This is a genomic window from Streptomyces sp. UNOC14_S4 (genome assembly GCF_020740835.1).
GTDB lineage: Bacteria > Actinomycetota > Actinomycetes > Streptomycetales > Streptomycetaceae > Streptomyces.
This window is the reverse complement of record NZ_JAINFC010000073.1, coordinates 1-21378: the sequence shown is the minus strand read 5'-3', so window position 1 is coordinate 21378 and position 21378 is coordinate 1. Positions and strand designations below refer to the sequence as shown.

The 21378-nt window shown below is 69.0% G+C and carries 24 protein-coding genes and 1 pseudogene; 17 read left to right on the top strand and 8 right to left on the bottom strand.

Features of this window, described 5'->3' with window-relative positions:
• Nucleotides 1-320, top strand: a pseudogene (locus tag K6I34_RS09670) (hypothetical protein); the annotation flags it as partial.
• A 92-nt stretch (nt 321-412) separates the two neighbouring features.
• On the opposite strand, the gene K6I34_RS09665 reads toward K6I34_RS09670, so the two are convergent.
• Nucleotides 413-862 (bottom strand): hypothetical protein, encoded by a 450-nt coding sequence (locus tag K6I34_RS09665; protein ID WP_229324244.1) that lies wholly within the window; start codon nt 860-862, stop codon nt 413-415.
• 262 nt (nt 863-1124) lie between these two features.
• Here K6I34_RS09665 and K6I34_RS38240 point away from each other — a divergent pair, with 262 nt between their 5' ends.
• On the top strand, nt 1125-2072 hold the full coding sequence (locus K6I34_RS38240) for a hypothetical protein (protein WP_275127024.1): 948 nt from the start codon (nt 1125-1127) through the stop codon (nt 2070-2072).
• A 24-nt stretch (nt 2073-2096) separates the two neighbouring features.
• On the opposite strand, the gene K6I34_RS09655 is transcribed toward K6I34_RS38240, so the two are convergent.
• Entirely contained in the window at nt 2097-2351 is a 255-nt protein-coding gene (locus K6I34_RS09655; RefSeq protein ID WP_229324242.1) for a hexameric tyrosine-coordinated heme protein, read from the bottom strand.
• Between the two features lie 121 nt (nt 2352-2472).
• Nucleotides 2473-2733, bottom strand: a complete 261-nt coding sequence (locus K6I34_RS09650; RefSeq protein WP_229324240.1) for a hypothetical protein — start codon at nt 2731-2733, stop codon at nt 2473-2475.
• Between the two features lie 249 nt (nt 2734-2982).
• On the opposite strand from K6I34_RS09650, the gene K6I34_RS09645 reads away from it, so the two are divergent.
• From K6I34_RS09645 to K6I34_RS09595, 11 genes are all read left to right on the top strand, one after another.
• On the top strand, nt 2983-3798 hold the full coding sequence (locus tag K6I34_RS09645; protein ID WP_229324238.1) for a helix-turn-helix transcriptional regulator: 816 nt from the start codon (nt 2983-2985) through the stop codon (nt 3796-3798).
• The gene (locus K6I34_RS09640; protein WP_229324236.1) at nt 3795-3986 is read left to right on the top strand and encodes a DUF397 domain-containing protein; all 192 of its coding nucleotides are present in this window, start codon (nt 3795-3797) and stop codon (nt 3984-3986) included. Before K6I34_RS09645 ends, K6I34_RS09640 begins: the two co-directional genes overlap by 4 nt.
• Nucleotides 3987-4055: 69 nt before the next feature.
• Nucleotides 4056-5789 (top strand): tetratricopeptide repeat protein, encoded by a 1734-nt coding sequence (locus K6I34_RS09635; protein WP_229324234.1) that lies wholly within the window; start codon nt 4056-4058, stop codon nt 5787-5789.
• Nucleotides 5779-6267, top strand: coding sequence for a hypothetical protein (locus K6I34_RS09630; RefSeq protein ID WP_229324232.1), 489 nt, complete (start codon nt 5779-5781; stop codon nt 6265-6267). Before K6I34_RS09635 ends, K6I34_RS09630 begins: the two co-directional genes overlap by 11 nt.
• A 320-nt stretch (nt 6268-6587) precedes the next feature.
• Nucleotides 6588-7925: a hypothetical protein gene (locus K6I34_RS09625; RefSeq protein WP_229324230.1), complete on the top strand. Its 1338-nt coding sequence runs from the start codon at nt 6588-6590 to the stop codon at nt 7923-7925.
• A gap of 175 nt (nt 7926-8100) precedes the next feature.
• Nucleotides 8101-9468: a hypothetical protein gene (locus K6I34_RS09620; protein WP_229324228.1), complete on the top strand. Its 1368-nt coding sequence runs from the start codon at nt 8101-8103 to the stop codon at nt 9466-9468.
• Nucleotides 9469-9609: 141 nt separating this feature from the next.
• Complete coding sequence (gene mihF / locus K6I34_RS09615) at nt 9610-9921, top strand: integration host factor, actinobacterial type (protein ID WP_229324226.1); 312 nt, start codon at nt 9610-9612, stop codon at nt 9919-9921.
• A 71-nt stretch (nt 9922-9992) separates the two neighbouring features.
• On the top strand, nt 9993-10472 hold the full coding sequence (locus K6I34_RS09610) for a hypothetical protein (RefSeq protein ID WP_229324224.1): 480 nt from the start codon (nt 9993-9995) through the stop codon (nt 10470-10472).
• Between the two features lie 129 nt (nt 10473-10601).
• A complete protein-coding gene (locus tag K6I34_RS09605) occupies nt 10602-10841 on the top strand; it encodes a hypothetical protein (protein WP_229324222.1) in 240 nt (79 codons plus the stop codon).
• A gap of 522 nt (nt 10842-11363) precedes the next feature.
• The gene (locus K6I34_RS09600; protein ID WP_229324220.1) at nt 11364-12038 is read left to right on the top strand and encodes a hypothetical protein; all 675 of its coding nucleotides are present in this window, start codon (nt 11364-11366) and stop codon (nt 12036-12038) included.
• 163 nt (nt 12039-12201) lie between these two features.
• Nucleotides 12202-13320 carry a hypothetical protein gene (locus K6I34_RS09595; protein ID WP_229324218.1) on the top strand — a complete coding sequence of 373 codons (1119 nt, stop codon included), beginning with the start codon at nt 12202-12204 and terminating at the stop codon, nt 13318-13320.
• 108 nt (nt 13321-13428) lie between these two features.
• Here the strand turns inward: K6I34_RS09595 and K6I34_RS09590 are convergent, their stop codons facing one another.
• A complete protein-coding gene (locus tag K6I34_RS09590) occupies nt 13429-13869 on the bottom strand; it encodes a hypothetical protein (protein ID WP_229324216.1) in 441 nt (146 codons plus the stop codon).
• 281 nt (nt 13870-14150) lie between these two features.
• Nucleotides 14151-14591, bottom strand: coding sequence for a helix-turn-helix domain-containing protein (locus K6I34_RS09585; protein ID WP_229324214.1), 441 nt, complete (start codon nt 14589-14591; stop codon nt 14151-14153).
• A 180-nt stretch (nt 14592-14771) separates the two neighbouring features.
• On the opposite strand from K6I34_RS09585, the gene K6I34_RS09580 reads away from it, so the two are divergent.
• Nucleotides 14772-16268, top strand: a complete 1497-nt coding sequence (locus K6I34_RS09580; RefSeq protein WP_229324246.1) for an MFS transporter — start codon at nt 14772-14774, stop codon at nt 16266-16268.
• A 105-nt stretch (nt 16269-16373) separates the two neighbouring features.
• On the opposite strand, the gene K6I34_RS09575 is transcribed toward K6I34_RS09580, so the two are convergent.
• Nucleotides 16374-16715 carry a helix-turn-helix transcriptional regulator gene (locus tag K6I34_RS09575; protein ID WP_229324213.1) on the bottom strand — a complete coding sequence of 114 codons (342 nt, stop codon included), beginning with the start codon at nt 16713-16715 and terminating at the stop codon, nt 16374-16376.
• On the opposite strand from K6I34_RS09575, the gene K6I34_RS09570 reads away from it, so the two are divergent.
• Both K6I34_RS09570 and K6I34_RS09565 read left to right on the top strand, forming a co-directional pair.
• A complete protein-coding gene (locus tag K6I34_RS09570; protein ID WP_229324211.1) occupies nt 16714-16902 on the top strand; it encodes a hypothetical protein in 189 nt (62 codons plus the stop codon). The genes K6I34_RS09575 and K6I34_RS09570 overlap by 2 nt on opposite strands.
• 9 nt (nt 16903-16911) lie before the next feature.
• Nucleotides 16912-18372 carry an MFS transporter gene (locus K6I34_RS09565; RefSeq protein WP_229324209.1) on the top strand — a complete coding sequence of 487 codons (1461 nt, stop codon included), beginning with the start codon at nt 16912-16914 and terminating at the stop codon, nt 18370-18372.
• Between the two features lie 63 nt (nt 18373-18435).
• Here K6I34_RS09565 and K6I34_RS09560 read toward each other — a convergent pair whose 3' ends face one another.
• Both K6I34_RS09560 and K6I34_RS09555 read right to left on the bottom strand, forming a co-directional pair.
• The gene (locus tag K6I34_RS09560; protein WP_229324207.1) at nt 18436-19431 is read right to left on the bottom strand and encodes an aldo/keto reductase; all 996 of its coding nucleotides are present in this window, start codon (nt 19429-19431) and stop codon (nt 18436-18438) included.
• A 127-nt stretch (nt 19432-19558) separates the two neighbouring features.
• The gene (locus K6I34_RS09555; RefSeq protein ID WP_229324205.1) at nt 19559-20554 is read right to left on the bottom strand and encodes a DMT family transporter; all 996 of its coding nucleotides are present in this window, start codon (nt 20552-20554) and stop codon (nt 19559-19561) included.
• A 196-nt stretch (nt 20555-20750) separates the two neighbouring features.
• Between K6I34_RS09555 and K6I34_RS09550 the strand changes: the two genes are divergently transcribed.
• The gene (locus K6I34_RS09550) at nt 20751-21350 is read left to right on the top strand and encodes a TetR family transcriptional regulator (RefSeq protein WP_229324203.1); all 600 of its coding nucleotides are present in this window, start codon (nt 20751-20753) and stop codon (nt 21348-21350) included.
• Nucleotides 21351-21378: the final 28 nt, after the last annotated feature.

Here is a 21378-nt window from a genome sequence, read left to right as displayed (position 1 = left end):
CACCGGGGGCCCGCGGCGGCGTGCCCACCGGCGGCAAGGCCACGCCGGGCGGCGGTCAGGGCGGCAACGGCGCCCGGCTGAACAGGGTCTCCCGCCCGGTGAAGGCCACGGTCGGCCACGGCGCCCCCAAAGCCACATGCACCGGTCGTGCCAAGCGCCGCATCAACACCACCGTCACCTCCGCCACGGCGGGCCGCAACGGCTCCCCCGGCACCACCGCGCCCACCGCTCCCGGCAGCGGGGGTCAGGGCGGCACCCCCGCGACCGCCGGCCTGGCGACGAAGGGCCAGGACGGCGCCGTCACGGTGACCTTCGCCTGAAGCTTCAAGGGGCGCGGGGAACTGCGCGACCAGCCACAACGGACCCGCAGCCGCCCGACGGCATAAACCCGGCAGACGCGTACGCGCACCCGCTAAAAACCCCGCCGCACCGTGCACAACCCCCAGATGACGAACGCGCTCAGCGCCATCACCACCACCGACCACAGCGGGTAGTACGGAATCGACAGGAAGTTGGCCAGGATCAGCAGCCCCGCCAGCGTCACCCCGATGATCCGGGCCCACAGCGCGGCCTTGAGCAGCCCGAAGGCCACGACGACGGCGCACGCGCCCAGGATCAGGTGAATCCACCCCCAGCTCACCGTGTCGAACTGGAAGACGTACTTGGGGGTCGTGACGAAGACCGCGTCCCGGTGCAGCCCCATGATCCCCCGGCAGATGTCGAGAATGCCCGACACCATCAGCATGACGGCGGCGAAGTAGGTCAGCCCGCCGGCCCAGGCCTGGGCGGCGGCATCGTCCGGTGGAGGGTGGTGCTTGGGCGCGTGCGGCGCGTTCGGTTCGTGGTGCGGTGCGTGCGTCATGGCCCGCTCCTCTGCTGGCTCCCCGAGAGAAATCGGCTCGCTCCCCCGAGAGGAATCGGCTGCGCTCCCATCATCGATCGCCCTCGTGTCCCAGCGCGAGCGCAACCGCCTGACCAGGACATTCGTACAGCCGTCAAGCGCAACGGGGTGCCCTTCCCCCGATCACGTGGTTTATCGGAGGGAAAGCTGATCCGACCTTTCGCGGCGTGCGGCGGTGGGCAGCGTACGCCCGCCCTCACCGCCGCCCGGAAGGTCGCACACCATGCCGCTCACTTCCGCCCGCCCTCACCGACTCCGCGCCGGGCTCGGCGCGCTGGCCTTGCTCTCGGCCGCCCTGCCGACCGCACTGGCCACCCCGGCGTACGCGGCCGACTGCGCGACGTCGTACACGACGCCGGGCCCGTACGTCTGCACGGTGCCCGCGGGCGCCACGAAGGTGGTCTTCACCGTCACCGGGGCAGGCGGCGGAGGCGGCGGTAACGGCCTCTCGTCCGGGGCCGGCGGTGGCGGGGGCTCGACCGTGCAGTGCACGGCTACGGGGCTCGCCGGTCTGGAGCTGCGGATCAGAGTGGGAGACGGCGGAGGCGGCGGGCGCCTCGAAGGCGCCGGCGGAGCGGGCGGGGACGGCGTGACCCCGGGCGGCAACGGTGCCAGTAGCAGCTTCAGGAACTCCTACGTCCTGCTTCCCATGGGCAGCGGCGGAGGCGGCGGCGGAGGCAGCTACATCGAGACGACGCGGAGTCGCGGCGACCTCCTGATCAACGCGGGAGGTGGGGGCGGAGGGGGAGGAGCCGATGGGGCCGCGTATGACTACGGGCTGCCTTCCTTCTACGACGGTGCCGGTGGAGGAGGCGGGGGCGGGCGCGGCGATGCAGCCGGTGCCCAAGGCCGCGTTCCCGCCGGTGGCAAGGGCGCCCCGGGAGGCGGTGCGGGCGGCAACGGCGGCAAGGCGCGAGAATCCGCCAAGACGGCGAACGCCACCGGTGGCCGCGGTGCCGCCAAGGGCACCTGCACCACCCGTCCCAAGCGGGGCGTCGGCGTCACCGTGAACTCCGCCGCCGCCGGAACGAACGGCCGCCCCGGGGCGTACGCTCAAGGCTCCGTCCCAGGCGGCGCGGGAGGCGGCAACGGCGGCAAGGGCTGCGACAACACTGCCACCACGCCCGCCGCCAAAGGCGGCGGCGGCCGCGTCACCATCGCCTTCTCCTGAGCCGACGCTCCTCGCACACGGCCGTCAATCGCGCCAGTAGTCGTTGGCGGCTGCGATCGTCCCGAACTCGACCGCGACGACATGTGCGGCGGCGATGAGGCTGTCCGGGTTGGTGGAGTAGTCGGGGCGGCCGCCCTTGAGGACGTCCAGGTCGGGCTGGATGGTGTGGATCGTGTGCCGGGCCAGGGTGAGCGCGAGGGCGCGGCCCTCCTCCGAGGTCCTGGTGAGCAGCGAGCCACCGGGGACCAGGACCAGGCCGTCGTCGGGTACGCGGTTCATGCCCACAGTGTCACCGGCCGGGCGAGCCGTGCTCCGGTTCCGACACGGCCCGCGCACACGAAAGGCCGACCGGGCACCGAGGGGAGGTGCGCCCGGTCGGCCTCGGCCGTGTGCGGGTGGATCAGCCGGCGTTGTCGTCCGCGCCCGCCGTGCCCTGCTTGAACTGGTTGACGTTGCACTTCGCGGCGTCGACAACGTCACCGAACAGCTCATTCAGCTGCTGAATCTTATCGTTGATCGGGTTGCCGTTGGTGTGTGCGGGCAGAGCGGCGGAGCAGCTGGCCGTGTCAGCGGCGGCCGTGCCCGCACCCGCGAACCCTGCGAGCCCCGCGAGGACGGCGGCCCCCGCGGTGAGTACGGCCGCGTTCTTGAGCTTCTTCATGCCAGTCGGTCTCCGTTTCCGCGTCGCTCCGGCCATCCCGGCGGCGTCGCATGGCCCAACCAGCCGTACCCACCGATCAGTTATGGCCTACTACCCGAACGACGGATCATCATTTTTTGACTGACCGTTACGACTCCGGCCGCTAGCACACTCGTACGGGCGAACTTCTCTCGTGTGGGGCTTGACGAGCACTGGCCACGCCTAGCCTGCGCGGTAACCATGTAGGTACGAGGCGCGAGGTGAACTTCCGTGCAACTGCGAGGCATTGACAACCCCCCGGTGGCCTGGCGCTACTGCGGCGACCAGTGCAAGCTCTGGCGAGGCCTTGCCGGAGTCAGCCGGGAGCAGCTGGCCGCCGAGTCCCACTACACGCTGGAGACGGTGAGGTCGATGGAGACGGGTCGGCGGCAACCGACCCGTCAGCTCCTGGAAGCGGCCGATTACCTCTGCGGGGCGAAGGGGCTGCTGGTGGCGGCTCTGCGCTTCCTGGGGCCGGAGCCGGTGAAGCCGCAGGTGCCGGAGTACGTGGCCGCCGAGGCCGAGGCAATCGCCATGCACGTCTTCGAGCTGGTACTCATCCCGGGGCTGTTGCAGACCGAGGAGTACATGCGGGAACTCATGGAGGCACGCATTCCGCCGCACCCCGAGGGAAAAATCGAGTCGAGCGTTGCATACCGCAAGCAGCGTCAAGAACGACTGCTCGACCCCACTCCGGTATTCAACTTCGTGATCTACGAGCCTGCTTTGCGCACCCTGCTCGGCGGGCGAGGGCTGATGAAGCGGCAGCTCCAGCACCTGCTGGACGTCGGCGAGCGGCGCAACGTTTTCATTCAAGTCCTGCCTGCCGCACAAGGCTATTTCCCGGGCATCACTGGTTCGTTCACGCTCCTAGAGACTCCGGAAAGTCAGCACTACGTCTACGTGGAGTGTCAGGGAACCGCACAGCTGGACTCGGACGGGACGAGGGCAAGTACCACCGCGAAGCGCTTCTCCATGCTCCGCATGCAGGCCCTCAACGAGGAGGAGTCCAGGAAATTCATCAGAGGGATCATGGAGGAGCTATGAAGGACCCCTGGTTCAAATCCAGCTACAGCGGTGGCGAGGGAAACGACATGTGCGTCGAAATAATCAGCCACCCCCACACCCACCGAATACGCGACTCCAAACTCCCCCACAGCCCCCACCTCGCCGTGACGGCCCGCGCCTGGACCGCCCTCCTCGCGTACACGACCACGGAGCAACCTCGGCATTAACGGCCCCCGAAGAGGGCAACACCGCTACGCTGATCAGCCCAACTGGCATGCGGCACGGGGGACATGCGCGTGGGAGCAAGTATCGCTGACCTGGTCGTACAGGCCGGCCCATACGTGACGGCAGCGCTGTCCGCCTACGGCGGGTCCGTACTCACCCGGGCCGAGGAAGTGACCGACTCGGCCGCGAACGCGGGGCGAAGACTCCTCCAAGCGTTATGGCGGCACCAGCCCAACGTCACGCGAGCCACCCTCACCAAGGAGCTGGAAAGCGTCCGGGCCGAGGGAGACGTCGAACGCGTCGTCGCCGCCATGCGCGACCAGATGCTGAGCGCACTCCGGGAAGACGTCGACCTGTACCGGGAGTGGACAGCGCTCCTGCCACCATCCGGTGACACGGTGACGATCAACGCGTCGAGCAGCCGAAGGCTGGCCATCACGACGCCCGGCGTCATGCTGACCAGCAGCCCCCACGGCACCGTGGCGTTTGGCGTCGTTGGGGGAGACAGCCGCGTCGTCCACGGTGCCCCCGCGGATTCCGCGGCGCCGTCCCGGAGGCACAGCCGTGAAGTTCACCTGTCCGCCGTCCCAGAGCCGACCAACGCTCTCACCACCCGCAACAACCGGGCCATCGCGGCCCAGGAAGTGGGGGATCTGGCAGAGGCCACCAGGCTCCTGGAGCAGAACCTCGCCGAGTCGCGGCGACTCCTCGGGCCCGATCATCCTGATTCTCTGGCGGCCTCCAACAATCTGGCGACGGCCTTCCAGGCGTCCGGCGACCCCCTCGGAGCGATCCACCTCTTGGAGAGCAACCTGGCGGACTTCCGGCGCGTCTCCGGGCCCGATCATCCCGACACGCTGACCGCACGCAACAACCTGGCCAGCGCTTACCGAGCCGCCGGAGAACTCGACCGCGCCATCCTCCTCTTCGAAGAGACCCTGGCCGACCGCGAGCGCGTCCTCGGCAGCGACCACCCCGCCACCCTCACCAGCCGCAACAACCTGGCCAGCGCTTACCGAGCCGCCGGAGAACTCGACCGCGCCATCCTCCTCTTCGAAGAGACCCTGGCCGACCGCGAGCGCGTCCTCGGCAGCGACCACCCGGACACCCTGGCCAGCTGCAACAACCTGGCCGGGGCCTACCGTGCCGCTGGGGACACCACCCGCGCCATCCTCCTCTTCCAGGACAACCTCGCCAGGTCCGAGCGAATCCTGGGGACCTCACACCCGGATACCCTTTCCAGCCGCAACAGCCTCGCTGGTACCTACCGAGCCGCCGGAGACCTGAACCGGGCCATCCCCCTGTACGAGGCCGTACTGTCCGAGCGATCCCAGATGCTGGGGCCGACGCATCCCGACACCGTGATCACCAGACGGGATCTCGCGATCGCCTACCGAGAGGCAGGGCGGTTCGACGAAGCCATTGCCTTGCTCCGCAAGGCTTTCGGCCTGTACACAGACCTCCTCGGACAGACACACCCTCTTGCCCTGGCCACCGGTAACGATCTGGCCATCGCCCACCAGATGGAGGGCGATCTCCAACTCTCCATTAATTTATACAGGTTCGTCGCCGACGCATTGAAAGAGACGTTGGGCGACGCGCATCCCGAAACGCTGGCCGCCCGCAGCAATCTCGCCAACGCCTATATGGCCGCAGGTGACCTCGACCGCGCCACCCGACTCCTCAAAACCCTCTTCGCGCTGCGCGTCGATGCGCTGGGCCCGGATGATCCTGTCACCGTCGCGACTCGCAAGAGCCTCAGGGCCGCCCTACAGGGGCAGAGGGAGACATCCGGTGACCGGTGACTCCCCGCGGGCCAGAATCATCATCATCGATCTCAACGAGAACGACACCACCGACATCCACGCGCTCATTCGCGAAATCGCTCTGGAGCGCTCCACCGCGGTGGTGATCAAGGGAGGAGTCCAGATGAGCGACAACACCTACAACATCAGCGGCCAGGCAGGCGCGGTCGGGCCGGACGCCCGCGCCGACCACAACATCTTCAATCAACAACAGCAGAACGGGTTCACCCTGGACCTCCCCGCCCTGGCCACCGAGCTCGCGTCTCTCCGCATGGCCATGAAGGCCGAAGCGACCGCCCCCGAGCACGACGCGACCGTGGGCGCCGTGGCCCAGGCCGAGGTGGCCGCGAAAAAGGGCGACAAGGCGGGCACGCTGGCCGCGCTCAAGTCCTCGGGCGAGTGGGCCCTGATCATGGCCAGGAAGATCGGCACGGAAATCGCCGCACTCGCCATCGCCCACGCAGTCGCCGGAGGCTGACCCGGCCGCGCCGGACAAAGCCGACCCGGCTACCCACCGAGGCTGAAGCAGCCTCGCCACGATCCGCCTCCCGAGCGTCGCCGGACTCCCCCCCCTACAAGCTCCTCCGTCCCCGGCGCGCAGCCTCTGGTCCGGCCCGGATCCGGGTGACAGCCGCAGCCGCGCTACCACGACCGTCACCCCAAAGGGCGAAAAGATCGATCATCGGCCGATGTCGCAGCCGGGCAGGCCCTATAGCTGCAACGTACGGATCGACGAACGATCACCGGAGATCGGAGTACGCGCGCGTGATTCCCCCTGCTCTCTGGCGCACCATCGCCATGGCACCCCTGCTCGCCTTACCCCTCACGGCACTGCCCGCACAGGCGGTCCAGCCCCGACGGGCAACACTGGCCCCGGCACTGGCGGCACCCACCAAGGCCAAGTCGATCACCGACAGCGGCCTCGCGCTCTTCGAGCTCAAGGAAGCCTGCGCGAGAAGCCCGCAACAACAGCTGTGCAAACTGTCCGGCGGCAAATTGAAAGAGGTCGTCGAGCAGGGCCAGGTCATGTCGGAGAAACTCCTCGACGACGACGGCATCAAGCGCCTCTACAAGGATTACCGAAAGCGGGGTAAGCGCCTGAAAAAGAGCGAGGCGACGGACCTCGCCAACAAGGTCGAGACCCTGGGCAAGAAGAACGTCAAGTCGTTCCGCACCAAACTGGGCAAGATGAAGCCCAATAAGGCATCGATCGGCCTGTGGGCGGCGGACGTGGCGCAAGAGCTGAGTGACAGGGACGCCTCCGCCTTCGAGAGAGTCGAGTCGGTCGCCAGCGTCGTCCCGATCTTCGGCGACATCGTCTCCTTCGGCGGCGCCGCGAGCAGGGGCGACATCGAGGGGGTGTACGAAGCCACCTTCGCACTGGGAGCAGTGGCCGCGTCGTTCGCCTGCCCGCCCCTGGCGGCCCTCATCACGACCGGGCTGGCCCTCAAGGCACTCATCAAGTCCCTGTTCGCGGCTCTCGCCGGCGAGGAAGGCGGCAGAAACTGGGCCACGGAGCCACCGGGAACCCTGGAGGAGTTCTACGAGGCGGGCGGACGCGTCCAGTGGGAGAAGCGCGGGGGCGGCGCGATCGTGGCGGGCCCCAAGGGCGGCACAAGGAAGCTGAGCATCGTGTTCAGCAGCAAGTCGGACGATCTCGTCATCACCGACCAGCCTGCGGTGTCCTATGTCCTCAAGCCCCTGAAGATTGTGAAGATGAAGCAGATGGGCGGTAAGTACCGCGAGGCCGGCGCCTCGGAGTTCACCGTCGGCCTCCAGAACGACAACACACGAGCGCAAGATCAAAGGTCCCTTGACTCCGTCAAGGCAACGGGAGTGAGTGTCCTGTCCGGCGGCTCGACCACAAGTGGTACGTGCAAACGCTTCAGGAACATCGCCATCAATCCGACCTCTCCCACGACCGACTTCTGCGGCCCGAAGCACCAGATCACTGTGCGGCCCTTCCACCCTGCGGTGGTCACCATGACCTTCGACACGAAGGGCAATTACTGCAAGAACAGCAAGAAGCCCGCAGGATGCACGTTCTCCCCCGGAAGGCTCTCCCTGCGCTTCATGATGACGCCCAGGAACGGCAGGAAGCTCGAAGAGCGCGTCCCCGTCACGGTCAAGGGCTGACCCCGCGCTCCCGTCCACGCGACGGGGGTGACGGCCGCGGCCGCGTTGCCGCGGCCGTCGCCCCCAAGGGTGAAAAGACCGATCATCGAGCGTCAACGCAGCTCAGCAGGGCCTATACCTGCCGCGTACCGATCAACCGATCAACGGATCGGCAGACCCCGAGGAGTACGCGCACGTGATTCGCCCTGCCCTCTGGCGCACCATCGCCATGGCACTCCTACTCGCCTTGTCCCTCACGGCGTTGCCCGCGCAAGCGGTAGAGCCCCAGCAACGAACACAGGTAGAGGTGGCAGCACCGGCCAAGTCGATCACCGACAGCGGTCTCGCGACCCTCGAAATCAAGGAAGGCTGCGCGAAGAGCCCCAAGAAGCAGATCTGCAAGCTGACTGGCAACGAACTGCTGAAGGCGGCCAGAAACGGCGCAGCAATCGGACAAAAAATGGCCGCTAACCCGATCGTCAACAGCCTCTTGGCCGAAGCCAAAAAGCGGCGCGGGAACCTGAACGAGGCCCAGGTGAGGGACGTCTTCGACAAGGTCGACAGCGTGGGCAGGAAGGAGGTGCCCGCCTACCGCACAGCGTTGGGCAAGCTCAAGCCCAACAAGCTACTGATCGCCGCGTGGGCGGTAAATACCGGGCTAGCGCTGGCCGATAAGAACGCGAGCGCCCCCGACAAAATCGAAGCTGTCGTCAGCATCGTGCCCATCCTCGGCCATGTCGTCTCCTTCGGCAACAGCATGCGCAAGGAGGACATCAGCGGCGTGATCTCGGCCACCGTCGGCCTGGGCACAGTGGTCGCGGGGATCGGTTGCCCGCCCCTGGCACTCGCCCTCGCGTTCGGGCAGGTTTTCTATGCAATGGCCAAGGCGTTCTTCGCCGCGTTCGCCGCCTTTGAAGATGCACGAGACTGGACCAAGAACCCACCGGGCACCCTCCAGGAAGTCCTCGAAGAGGGCGGGCGCATCGAGTGGGAGAACCCCCGGGGCGGCACGCTCGTGGTGGGGCCCAAGGGGGGCACGAAAACCCTGAGCGTCGTGTTCAGCAGCGTGTACGACGAAACGGTCGTTTACGACCACCGGGTGTCCTACGACCTCAAGCCCCTGCAGGCCAAGAAGCTCCGCGATTCCCGTGGCAAGGAGATCTACCTCACTGCCTCGCAATTCACCACGGCTCTCCGGAACCGTGGCCCGCTGGGATCTCGAAAGGGCTACAACTACGTCACCGCGAAGAACGTGAGTGTCGTGTCCGACGGCTCGACCATCGGAGGCTCCTGCCAGCGGGCCGCGCAATACAATGGCTTGGGGATCGGCGCAAGTCTGCTCTCCACGACCGACGCCTGCGGCCCGCAAAGGAAGGTCACCGTGCGGCCCGACCACCCCGCGGTGGTCACCATGACCTTCGCCACGAAGGGAAATTACTGCGCGGACGCCAAGCGCCCCGCCGGGTGCACGATCGACTCCGGGAACTACGACTTGCTCTACCAGCTGACCCCGAGGAACGGTAAGCCGCTCACCGGCACCGCCCCCGTCACGGTCAAGGGCTGACCCCCACACCCCTCCTGCGACCCGTCACCCGAAACCCGAGCCCCGGGGTTCGGGTGACGGATGGGGCGTGTTGCCGGTGCGGTTGTGGATGCGTGCGGTAACGATGGGCGCAATGTCCGTCTTACTCCACCGGGAGAGACCATGCCCCTGCCGTCCATGACCCCCGAGCAGCGCAAGGCCGCACTCGCGAAGGCCGCGGAAGCCCGTAAGGCCCGTACCGCCCTGCTGGACTCGCTCCGCAGCGGCAAGGCCAAGCTGTCGGAGGTCCTGCACAAGGCCAAGTCGGACCCCATTGCCGGGAAGACCAAGGTCAGCCAACTGCTGCGGGCCGTACCGGGTCTCGGCCCCGCCAAGGTCAGCGCGCTGATGGACGAGATCGGCATCGACCCCGACCGCCGTGCGGGCGGCCTGGGCGACCGGCAGCGGCAGCAGCTCGCGACCGCCGTGGGCTGACGCCGCCACTTCGAGGCGACGCCCCGGACGCCGGTGGCCGTCCGCGAGGACGTACCGCGCATACTGGGGCGATGCCCACGCCTTCCCGCTTCCGCGATCCGCAGTACAACAAGTACTACTTCGCCGGAGCGGGCACCGTACTCGTGCGCTGCCCGAAGTGCGCGCGGCAGGCACAGGTGGTGGCGGCCACCGGGGACGACCGGTCCCGACGGCTCGTATGCCGGCACTGCGGCCTGTCACGGCAGCGGAAGGACGGCGAGCCGATCGTCCACCGCTGGTACGGCGACCCGGACATGGCCGATCCGTACTTCCACGTTCCGCTGTGGCTCCAGACGCACACGCGGCATGGCCGCCTGTGGGCGTACAGCCCCGAACACCTCACCGTGCTCCGGCAGTACGTCGCGGCGGCGCTGCGCGAGCACGACCCCTGGCACGAGCACTGGCGCAAGATGGGGATGATCGGCCGCCTCCCCGCGTGGATCAAGCATGCGAAGAACCGCGACGAGGTGCTGCGGGGGCTCGACCGGATGCGGGCGTCGCTCGTGACGTGAGGAGCGAACGCACCAGGGTGCGCGATCCCGCTCCGGGGCGCACCTTGGGAGAAGGCGTCCTCCCGCGGGGGCTTCGGGGGTCTTCCGTCGAATGCCCCGTTCCACCACACTCGTCCCAGGGAGGTGGAAATGAGCGACATCCTCGAACGAGCCATGCAGGTGGCCAAGGCGGCGGCAGCCACCGGATGGGAAACCACCGTCGACGAGGCCGAACAGCTACGGGCGGGCGGCGAACTCCTGAAGAAGCTCGGCGCCGCCTATTACGCGGAGCGGCACAGCACGGGGACGCCGGAAGCGACCGGGCACGCCCTGAGGGCCGTGGAGGCCCATGTCAGCACCCACGGAAACGGAGTCCTGCGCAGCGCCTGACATCAGCCGGACCGTACCCCCTCATGGGGACGCGGTCCGGCTACGTCGTACAACTACGTCGCCCGGCTCCGCCACGTGGGCGTGCCCAGCCACGCACAGCCCGAGGCCACCCGATTCACGAGCGTCCGGACCCACGAGCGCCCGATCCACGGGCGCAGGCGAACGATCGGGCGCCCCGACGCGCCCGGCGAAGCGTCACCGCACCCTCGTGAGCGCGGCGGCCCGGCCGGGCAGGCAGCTCGGCTCCGGAGAAGCGAGGGCACTTTTCCACGTCCCTCGACGCCCCACCCGAAGAATCAATTCTTCTGCAGAATGGATTCTCCCCAGTTGGTCCAGAAATCAATTTCCGCAGCGATTTCGCGCCACATCCCACCCACCCCTCAAGCCTCTCCTCAATCAGGTTTTTCAATTTTAAGGACACCGTTTGCCCGTGGAACACCGGGGGTAGCTTCGGCCTGTACCAGCAAGCTCCATCTCCAGGGGAATTCCATCCGGTCCATGGGACAAGGAAAAGGGAGCGGCATGAGTGGAAACTTCGCCGACGGTGTCGACGCGGCGACCGAGTCGGGCGACCACGGCAAGTTCGGATTCTGGTTCTTCAAGGGCGACCAGGCCCTGAAAACGGACTCCGATGGCGAGCGCATCGAGTACGGCCCCGGTGACATCACCGCAGCGGACAACTGGCCCGCGCTCAGGGGGACCCGGTTCGCGAACGGGCCGGTCGAGGCCGCGGTGTTCTCCGGCAGCGGCTTCTGGTTCTTCCAGGGGAGCTACTGCGTCAAGACCGACCCGAAGGGCAACGACATCCTGGTGGCCCCGAGTCCCATCACGGCTCCGGGCAACTGGCCCGCGCTCGCGGGGACCCCGTTCCAGGACGGTGTCGACGCGGTCGTCGCGTCGGGTGACCACGGCAAGTTCGGGTTCTGGTTCCTCAAGGGCGGCCAGGCCCTGAAGACAGACCCCAAGGGCGAGCGCGTCGAGCACGGCCCGTCCGCCATCACCGCGGCCGAGAACTGGCCCGCGCTGACCGGCACACGCTTCGCGTCCGGGATCGACGCCTCGGTGTTCTCCGGGAGCGGCTTCTGGTTCTTCCAGGGCGGCCACTGCGTCAAGACCGACCCGAAGGGCAACGAAATCATCGTCCCGGACAGCCTCATCACGGCCGCCGGCAACTGGCCGGCGATCCGCGGCCACTGACACCGCGAATCCGCCGTCACATGATTTCGGCACCGCTCACCGAACGCCATGGGTGAAACGCCATGGGTGAGCGGTGCCGCCTCCCCGCACCTCCGGTGGGCCCCGGCCCGGTCGCCCGGGGCCCACCGGAATTCCCGCACCGCTCCGGAAAGGGAGCCCGCCGATGAACGGAACTCCTGCAAGCGCCACGGATGTCAGCACCGCGAATGTCAGCACCGCGGAAAAATCCCCGCTCTTCCTGACCGGCCTGTACGGGACCGGGTCGGCACACGCCGCCATCAACGTCTATTCCAGAGACTCCGCGCTTTCCGCGGCCCCCGTCCCACTCTGGTCCTGGAGCCCGGCCACGGACGACACCCTCACCGGAGCCGAATGGCAGAATCTGCGGAAAAGCCGGTCGGTGACGGAAGTCAAATGGGCCGACGGCGGCAAGAAGGTCGTGGCGCTCGTGGGCGATTACGTCGTTCTCGTCTCCGTACCGCGGAAGGCGGACGAAAAGCCCCGTCTCCTCTTCGCGACCGCGCTGGAGGACGCGTCGAACGCGCACTCCGTGGAAGTGCTGCCCGGCAACAGGATCGCCGTCGCCGACGGCGGAAGGACCGTCGGCAACGCGGGAGTGCAGGTCTACGCCGTCGGCGACCAGCGGCTCGGCAAGGGCAGGTACGAGCAGCAGGTGACCGGCTTCCCCTCGACGCACGGCCTGCTGTGGGACGCGACGAAGCACTGGCTCTGGGTCACCGGCTGCAACGTCTGGCCCGACCGCCCCGGCGCCCAAGGGCTCGTCCGTGCCTACGCGTTCGACGCGAAGACGAAGCTGCTGCATCCGAAGCACGTCGCCGAACAGAAGGTCGGCACCGGCAAGCCGACCGCCGAGGCCCCCGAGGAGTGGGACGGTCCCCATGACGTGGCGGGCGTGCCCGGCACCCGGCACCTGCTGATCACCACCGAGCAGGACGTCCACCTCTGGGACACGAGCGATCCCGGCCACCCGCCTGTCCAGGCCCCCCAGCTGAAGGACTTCGTCTCGGAAAGCGCGGAACGCGACAAGCACGGCCACCCGCGCTCCCGCTTCAAGTCGATCGGGGTGCGCGCCGAGTCCGGTGAGATCGTCTACACCCAGCCCTCGGCCTGGGGCCCGGGCAAGGACTACCCGGACATGATCGGCTTCGCCAAGGGCCCCGGGAACAAGGTGCTCCGCCCGCACCGCACGGCGTACAAGGCCCGCTGGTTCGAGGCCACACCGGGCTGGGAGACGCCGCCCGTCGTGACGCCGCACCAGTAAGGAAGCACGCGGACAGGAAGCACGGGGAACGGCACGCCCGGCCGCAGCGGCCGCGCGCGGAGGGCGAGAGGCAGCCCCGGCCAGGCACGGTGCGGCGCCACCGCACCCTCACCGGACGATGACCGTCACCATCCAGGGAATCACCACCTGCGGGCAGACATGCCCCCGGTCCGGGCGGCAGTGGCGGTGGGCGGCGAGGGCGCTGCGGCCCATGGCCCTGGCGCGGAAACTCGCGTCGGCGTCGCCGTTCGGGGCCACGGTGCCCGAGGTGCGGGGCAGTACGGCGGGCGTGGAGGCGGCGGGTACGTCCCACACCCATGTCTCGTGCTCGCCCCGGATCGCCTTCAGACGGACCTGCACCACTTCGCCGGACGGCACGATCACGGTGCGTGCGTTGTCCTCGTTGGACAGCACGGTCGCACCGGCGACACCGGCGACACCGGCGGGGCGGGCGTGAGCCGCCGGGGAGGACGGAGCGACCGTGGCCGCCAGGGCCAGTCCGGCGGCGGCAACGGCAGCGGCAGCGGCCAGGAGCCTCGCGCGCTTCATCGGCAACCTCCTTGACGGAAGCGGAAGGAGACGTTGCCACCCGTCTACACCCGGGCCGGACCCGGAGTCCCGTCCTCCGTGGGCATTCCAGCCATTCGGGGGCAACGGAGCGTGCCCGTGCCGCGGGCGCCGTGCGAGGCCACCGCGCGCCGATGTCATGCAGTAATCATGTCGATACGGTTAGTGACGACGGGCGGGAGCGGTAATCCCCGCACCGGACCCCGCCGTTCGTTGGGAAGGGCGAACGGCGGGGCCCTTCGCGGAGCAGCTCGCCGCGTGACTCAGCGACCGCCGGCGGAGCAGGCGGCGGCCTCCTGCCGGTCGTAGCGGGCGCGGGCGGCCGCGATCTCGTCCTGGTGGTTCTCGGTCCAGGTGACGAGGGACTGGATCGTGTCGTGGAGGGTCGCACCGAGGGGCGTGAGCTCGTAGTCCACGCGCGGCGGGACCACCGGGTGCACCGTGCGGTGGACGAGGCCGTCCCGTTCCAGCTGGCGCAGGGTGACCGTCAGCATGCGCTGGCTGATGCCGTCGATCTCGCGGCGCAGCTCGGTGAAGCGGAGGCTGCGCCGTTCGAGCAGGGCGATGACCAGGAGCGACCACTTGTCGGCGACCCGGTCGAGGATCTGGCGCACCTCACAGCCCTCGCGGGTGTCCCACTGGCGGACCTGCTCGTCATCGGTTCCCCAGCAGTAACTCGGTGACTTCTCAGTGCCTTCTTCCATGGTCATCCAGAGTGCAGCAGGATCGAGTCGGTAACAAGAGGGAACCGACCGGCAGTTCGGTAACCAACCCTCGTTCCCCGTTCCTTCTTCTTTTCTCCTCACCCCCCCATTTCCAGGAGCCTCGCCATGTCCTCTTCCGCGCCTCCCCTGTCCCCTTTGACCGATTCCGGTGGTGACCGTCTGCACGGGCGCGCCTGGGGAGTACTCCTCGTCCTGTGCGGCGCGGTCTTTCTCGAAGGCATCGACGTGGCGATGCTCAACGTGGCGCTGCCGTCGATCCGTTCCGACCTGGGGATGTCCACCGGCGCCCTGCAGTGGGTGATGAGCGCGTACGTGCTCGGGTACGGCGGCTTCATGCTGCTCGGCGGGAAGGCGGCGGATCTGTTCGGGCGGCGCCGGATGTTCCTGTCGTGGCTCGGCGTGTTCGTGCTCTTCTCCGGCCTGGGCGGGCTCGCCGTCGACGGCTGGATGCTCGTCGCGGCACGCTTCGTGACGGGGATCGCCGCCGCGTTCATGACGCCCGCGGGGCTGTCCATCATCACCACGGGCTTCCCGGAAGGCCCCCGGCGCAACAAGGCCCTGCTCGTCTACTCCGGTACCGGAGCCGCGGGCTTCTCCATCGGCCTGGTGGTGGGCGGGCTGCTGACCGCGGTCGACTGGCGCTGGGTGTTCTTCGCCCCGGTCATCCTGTCGTGCCTGATCCTGGCGGCCGCGCTGGTGCTCCTGCCCGCGTCGGAGCGACCCGGCCCGCCGTACGGACGACCCGAGCCGCACGGACGGCCCGACGAGCCGCACGGACGGCCCGTCCCGCACGGACATCCCGGACGACAGCGCCGTGTCGATCTGCCCGGCGCGCTGAGCGTGACCGCGGCGATCATCCTGCTCGTCCTGGCCGTCGAGCGCGCCGCGCACACCACCCTCGGCTGGACGCTCGGCACGTTCGCCGCCGGGCTCGCCTTCCTCTGCGTGTTCGTGCTCGTCGAGCGCAGAGCGCCCGAACCCCTCGTACGGCTGGGCATACTCCGCAACGCCTCGCTGGTACGCGCCGACCTCGCCGCCCTGCTGTTCTCCGCCGGGTTCTTCGGCTTCCAGTTCATCGCCGTGCTGTATCTCCAGGAGCTGCGCGGCTGGTCCACGCTCCGGACGAGCCTGGCCCTGCTGGTGATCGGCGCGGACTCGGTGCTCTCGCCCACCCTCACCCCACGGCTGGTCGCCCGCTACGGCAACGCCCGGGTCATCTTCGGCGGACTGCTCCTGGCCGTGCTCTCCTACGCGCTGTTCCTGCCGGTCGGCGCCGACTGGACGTACGCGGCGATGTTCCCCGCCCTGCTCCTGCTCGGCCTGGCCTTCTCCCTCGCGTACGGCCCGCTGACGATCGTGGCCACCGAGGGCGTGGACGAGGCGGAACAGGGGCTCGCGGGCGGCATCCTCTACACGTCGTTCCAGTTCGGGGCGGCGCTCGGCCTGTCGGCGGTCACCGCGGTCGACGTCGCGGCGACGGGGACGGACGGCTCGCCGCAGGCACTCCTCGACGGCTACCACGCGGCTCTGCTGGTGCCGCTGGCGGCGGCGGTGCTCGCGACGGTCATCAGCGCGTTCGGCCTGCGGCCCCTCAAGGGGCGCGGGGCGGAAATGTACGCGGGAACGAAAGACGCCTCCGTAGGCGCACCCCGGTGAACACCCCGGAACGGAGCCCCCGATGCCGTACCCCCGTCGGCACCGGGGCTCCGCCCCGCCTCATCCCAACGCCGCCGTTCCCCCGTACATTTCCGTCCCGCGCCCTTACCGCTGCCGCAGGACGAGGGCCAGCAGCCCCGGGAAGTGTTCCTCGAATTCCTGCTTCCGCAGGCGGTTGATGCGCTTCGCGCCCTGGTCGCGCTGCTCGATGAGCCCGGCGGAGCGGAGCACCGCGAAGTGGTGGCTCAGCGCCGCCTTGCGGACCGGCACGTCGAAGCTGCCGCAGTTGCGCTCCCAGTCCTCACTCGCGGCCAACTCGCGCACGAGCGTGAGGCGTACGGGGTCGGAGAGCGCGGCCAGCGCGGTCTCCAGGGCCACGTCCCGGGGGTGGACGTGCTCCGGCGGTGCGCGGTGCGGCGCGGGAGCCGCGGCGTTTTCCCTGGTCATGACGGCCTTCCTCGACAGCTTCCCGGATTTCCCGTTCCCGGACCTCCCGGACGGGTTCCGGATCGGCGATTGCGAAGTGTTCGACATTCTGCGTACAGTCTATGTGTTCGCAAGTCATCGAACAATCTATTCGCGTCACGCGGCATCGGGCTCCACCGCCCCCGCGCCCCTTCCGACCTTGAAGTGAGGAACAGGCATGCCCCGGAGTGAACCCAGTACCGCAGAACCCGGCACCGCGAAGCAGAACGCCAAGAAGAAGCTGTCGCTGCTCGCCGCCTGCCTCGGGTTCGTCGTCGTCATCCTCGACGTCAGCGTCGTCAACGTCGCCACCGACGCGCTGAGCAGGGACTTCGACGGCAGCCTCGCGGGGCTGGAGTGGGTGGTCAACGGCTACACGCTCACCTTCGCGGCCTTCCTGCTGTCGGCCGGATCGCTCGGTGACCGCTTCGACCCCAAGCGGATCTACCAGGCGGGTTTCGCGCTCTTCGCCGTGGCGTCCTTCGCCTGCGGCGCCTCCACGACGCTGGTCGCGCTGATCGTCTCGCGCGTCGTCCAGGGCCTGGGCGCGGCGATGATCGTGCCGTCGTCGCTGTCGATCGTGAACAAGTCCTTCCCCGTCGCCGCCGAACGCGCCAGGGCCGTGAGCCTGTGGGCCGCCGCGGGCGGTCTCGCGCTCGCCCTCGGTCCGGTGGTGGGCGGGGTGCTCATCGATCAACTCGGCTGGCGCTCGGTCTTCTTCGTGAACGTCCCGATCGCCGTCGCCGGCATCTGGCTGACCCAGGCCAACGCGCCCGGTGCCGTACGCGGCGCCGCCGCACCGCGCCGTTCCTTCGACGTCCTCGGCCAGGTGCTGGCCGTCGTCGCGCTCGGCTCGCTGACCACGGCCGTCATCGAGGCCAACGGCGAGGGGTGGGGCTCCGCGGTCGTCGTCACCTGCCTGGCCGTCTTCGTGACCGCCACCACCGCGTTCGTGACCGTGGAGAGACGGAGCGCGGACCCGATGCTCCCGCCGCGTCTCTTCAGCCGCGGGGCGTTCACCGCGACCTCGCTGATCGGGGTGCTGGTCAACTTCGCCTTCTACGGCCTGATCTTCGTCTTCAGCCTCTTCTTCCAGAGCGTCCGGCACTACTCGCCGATCGTCGCCGGTCTGGCGTTCCTGCCGATGACCGCCACGATCATGACCGCCAACCTGGCCAGCGGGCCGCTCGCCAAGAGGTACGGCGCCCGAGCCGTCCTGACGACCGGCAGCTCCCTGGCCGCCCTCGGCTGCCTGGGCCTCCTCCCGGCCGTGCGCTCCGGCTCGTACGGCGCGCTCGTCGGCCAGTTCCTGGTGGCGGGTTTCGGCATCGGCCTGGTCGTCCCGGCCATGACCAACGCCATGCTCTCCGCGGTCGACTCCGCCCACGTCGGCATCGCGTCGGGCGTCCTCAACGCGTCACGCCAGCTCGGCGGCCTCATCGGCGTGGCGATCATGGGCCTGCTCGTCGGCGACACGGCCTCTGCCCACTTCACGGACGGGCTACGGGTGGCTCTGGGCTGGGGCGCGGCGGGGCTGGTGGGGTGCGCTGTTCTCTCCGCCTACGGCCTGCGGCACGCCCCGAAGGCGAACCGGACGGCAACCACGAGCCGGGTCACGCCCACCGGCGTACGCCCTTAGCCCTCTGCCGGGCCCCCGCGGGCCAGGGTGTGCACGGCGGCCGGACGGGTCGGGCCGGGCCGGTCAGGTGTTCAGCAGTTGGAGGGCCTTCTCGCCGTAGCGGGCGCCATGGGCGGCGTCGCGCGGCAGGGCACGGGACAGCAGGTCGAGCTCTCCGGGCGTGAGCCGCAGGTCCACGGCCCGGGCGTTGTCCAGCAGATGGGGGATGCGCTTGGTGCCGGGGATGGGGACGATGTCGTCGCCCTGGGCCAGGAGCCAGGCCAGCGCGATCTGTCCGGGGCTGACGTGGAGTTGCTCGGCGAGGTCACGCACGTGGTGGAGCAGAGCGAGGTTCCGGGTGAGGTTGTCACCCTGGAATCGGGGGTCGTGGCGCCGGTAGTCGTCGGGGGCGAGGCCGTCCAGCATGGTGAGGGCACCCGTGAGGAAACCGCGGCCGAGGGGCGCGTAGGGGACGACGGCGGTACCGAGCCGGCGGGCGGTCGGGAGGATGTCCTGCTCCAACGACCGTTCCCACAGGGAGTACTCGGTCTGCAGAGCGGCGATCGGGTGCGTGGCGTGCGCCCGCTCCAGGGTGGCCGCGCTCACTTCGGACAGCCCGAGGTGACGGACCTTGCCCTCCCGGACGAGCTCGGCCATGGCGCCGACGGATTCCTCGATGGGAATGCCGGGGTCGCGGCGGTGCAGGTAGTAGAGGTCGATGTGGTCGGTGCCGAGACGTCCGAGGGAGGCCTCGCAGGCCCGGCGGATGTAGCCGGGGCTCGAGTCGATGACGGCACCTCCGCTGGTGCCCTGGGTACCTACGGAGCGGATGCCGCACTTGGTGGCCAGAGTGATCCGGTCCCGGTGAGCGGCGAGGGTGCGGCCCAGGAGCTGTTCGTTGTGGCCGGCCCCGTAGGAGTCGGCGGTGTCGAAGAGGGTGACGCCCAGCTCGAGGGCGTGGAGCAGGGTGCGACGGGCGGTGGCCTCGTCACGGGGGCCGTAGTAGGCGGACATGCCCATGCATCCGAGTCCCAGTGCGGAGACCTGCGGACCGTGACTGCCCAGGCGGCGGGTGTGCATGGAGGTTTCTCCTGTTCGCGCGGCTGTTAGTGCGGTTGTTCGTGCGGTTCGATACGGGCCGGAGGGGCGGTGCCGAGGCTTGCGTCACCCCGCCCGCCGGACGGTCCGGTGAGGGCGGCTGCGGCGTTCAGCCACCGGAGGACGCGGCGACGGCGTGGGCGGCCGCGGCGACGGGCGCAGCCGCGGTACCGGGGGCGGCGACGCGGGAGGCGCGGGCGGCGTGGCGCCGGGTCGCGACGTTGGCACCGATGAGGGAGACCATCACCAGGCCGATACCGGTCAGTTGAGCAGCCGTCGGCGTGTGTCCCTGGAACGCGGAGATGACGAACGCGGTGACGGGGACCAGGTTGATGAACAGCACGCCATTGGCCGGACCGAGGTTCCGGTTGGCGATGTTCCAGCTCAGGATGGCGACGGCGGTGGCGGGGACGGCGACGTAGAGGATCTGCCACCAGGAAGCGGTGTAGGCGCCGGTCCCGTAGCTTCCCACCCAGCCGGCCGCCTGGCTGACAGCGGTGACCGCCAGAATGCTGATCGTGCCGGGCACGCAGCTGAGCGCGGTGTAGCGCAGGGGGGACCAGCCGGGGAACTTGGCGGCGCTGGTGGTGTAGACGACCCAGCAGATCACCCCGATGAGGGTGAGCAGGCCTCCGGTGCCGATGCCGCCGGAGAACACGGCCAGCGGATTGCCGTTGCCGAGCACGACGGTCAGCCCGGTCAGGGCGAGGGCGACGAAGGCGAGTGCGAGCGGCGCGGGCGCCTTTCCGGTCCTGATCCACAGCACGATCACGGTGACGAGCGGCATGGTGGCCACGACCAGTGAGGAGCTCTGGGCGGGCATGGACCGCAGGCCGACGTAGGTGAGCAGATTGAAGCCGGCGAAGCCGACCGTGCCGAGCAGCCAGACCTTGGCCAGGTTGCCCTCGTAGCGGAAGGCCGCGGTGCCCTCCTTCAGAGCCAGCAGGGCGACGAAGATCAGGGCGCCGAGGGTGAAGCGGGCGGCGGTGAGGTGGAAGGGATCGAGGTGGTGGTACGCGGACTGGGCGACGGTGAACATGCCACCCCAGGCCAGGGCCGTGGCGAGGCCACCCACCACTCCGGTGACAGTTTTCGACGAGGACATGGTTGAGGACATGGCTGAGCGCTTTCGTCTCGAGGGTCGGCCGGTTCGGATCCAGCGCCAGGCGTCCGATTCGGCAGAGGAGGGCCGGGCCGCGGTGATCACATTACGCAGGGCGGCGAGGCATACGCAACTATCTAGTTGGTTTCTTTTGCTTCGATGCCAACCAGTTGGTTGGCCGGACTCGTACAGTGGCCCCATGCAGACGAGAACCCTCGCCACCCGCCGCAAGCTGCTCGACGCCGCCCGCGTCGAGTTCGCCCAGCACGGCATCAGCGGCGCGCGCGTCGACCGCATCGCTTCGGCCTCCGGGGTCAACAAGCAACGGATCTACGCCAACTTCGACAGCAAAGAAGGACTGTTCGCCGCCACCATCGCCGACGCGTACGAGGACCTTGGTCGCAGCGTCCCCGTGCCGGACACCCTCGAAGCGACCCGCCAGTACGTCGGCGGCATCTTCGACTACCACGCCCAAGACCCCACTCTGGCGCGGCTCATCGCCTGGGAGGGGCTCCACTACGGGGGGCAGGACTTTCCCGACCGGGAGGCACGCGTTGCCTATTACGAGGAGAAATGCGGCAAGTTGAGCCAGGCCCTGGGGCTGGCCTGCCCCAGCGGTGCCGCGCACCTCGTCCTCACCCTGATCGCCATCGCCACCTGGCCGTATGTCGCCGAGCAGCAGCGGGCGCTCCTCACCGCCCAGGACACCCGTCCGGACGCGCTGCGGGACAGTCTGCTGCGCCAGGGGCTCGCGGTCATCGAGGCCGCGATCGCCGCCCCGGAGGCCACGCGCCATTGACAGGGGGCCGGGGCGCCGGCCCCGGACT

Excerpts from the sequence above, each read along its gene's own strand:
- K6I34_RS09665 (WP_229324244.1), bottom strand. The coding sequence starts at position 862 with ATGACGCACGCACCGCACCACGAACCGAACGCGCCGCACGCGCCCAAG.
- K6I34_RS38240 (WP_275127024.1), top strand. The coding sequence starts at position 1,125 with ATGCCGCTCACTTCCGCCCGCCCTCACCGACTCCGCGCCGGGCTCGGC.
- K6I34_RS09655 (WP_229324242.1), bottom strand. The coding sequence starts at position 2,351 with ATGAACCGCGTACCCGACGACGGCCTGGTCCTGGTCCCCGGTGGCTCG.
- K6I34_RS09650 (WP_229324240.1), bottom strand. The coding sequence starts at position 2,733 with ATGAAGAAGCTCAAGAACGCGGCCGTACTCACCGCGGGGGCCGCCGTC.
- K6I34_RS09640 (WP_229324236.1), top strand. The coding sequence starts at position 3,795 with ATGAAGGACCCCTGGTTCAAATCCAGCTACAGCGGTGGCGAGGGAAAC.
- K6I34_RS09625 (WP_229324230.1), top strand. The coding sequence starts at position 6,588 with ATGGCACCCCTGCTCGCCTTACCCCTCACGGCACTGCCCGCACAGGCG.
- mihF (WP_229324226.1), top strand. The coding sequence starts at position 9,610 with ATGCCCCTGCCGTCCATGACCCCCGAGCAGCGCAAGGCCGCACTCGCG.
- K6I34_RS09610 (WP_229324224.1), top strand. The coding sequence starts at position 9,993 with ATGCCCACGCCTTCCCGCTTCCGCGATCCGCAGTACAACAAGTACTAC.
- K6I34_RS09605 (WP_229324222.1), top strand. The coding sequence starts at position 10,602 with ATGAGCGACATCCTCGAACGAGCCATGCAGGTGGCCAAGGCGGCGGCA.
- K6I34_RS09600 (WP_229324220.1), top strand. The coding sequence starts at position 11,364 with ATGAGTGGAAACTTCGCCGACGGTGTCGACGCGGCGACCGAGTCGGGC.
- K6I34_RS09595 (WP_229324218.1), top strand. The coding sequence starts at position 12,202 with ATGAACGGAACTCCTGCAAGCGCCACGGATGTCAGCACCGCGAATGTC.
- K6I34_RS09590 (WP_229324216.1), bottom strand. The coding sequence starts at position 13,869 with ATGAAGCGCGCGAGGCTCCTGGCCGCTGCCGCTGCCGTTGCCGCCGCC.
- K6I34_RS09585 (WP_229324214.1), bottom strand. The coding sequence starts at position 14,591 with ATGGAAGAAGGCACTGAGAAGTCACCGAGTTACTGCTGGGGAACCGAT.
- K6I34_RS09570 (WP_229324211.1), top strand. The coding sequence starts at position 16,714 with ATGACGGCCTTCCTCGACAGCTTCCCGGATTTCCCGTTCCCGGACCTC.
- K6I34_RS09575 (WP_229324213.1), bottom strand. The coding sequence starts at position 16,715 with ATGACCAGGGAAAACGCCGCGGCTCCCGCGCCGCACCGCGCACCGCCG.
- K6I34_RS09565 (WP_229324209.1), top strand. The coding sequence starts at position 16,912 with ATGCCCCGGAGTGAACCCAGTACCGCAGAACCCGGCACCGCGAAGCAG.
- K6I34_RS09560 (WP_229324207.1), bottom strand. The coding sequence starts at position 19,431 with ATGCACACCCGCCGCCTGGGCAGTCACGGTCCGCAGGTCTCCGCACTG.
- K6I34_RS09555 (WP_229324205.1), bottom strand. The coding sequence starts at position 20,554 with ATGTCCTCGTCGAAAACTGTCACCGGAGTGGTGGGTGGCCTCGCCACG.
- K6I34_RS09550 (WP_229324203.1), top strand. The coding sequence starts at position 20,751 with ATGCAGACGAGAACCCTCGCCACCCGCCGCAAGCTGCTCGACGCCGCC.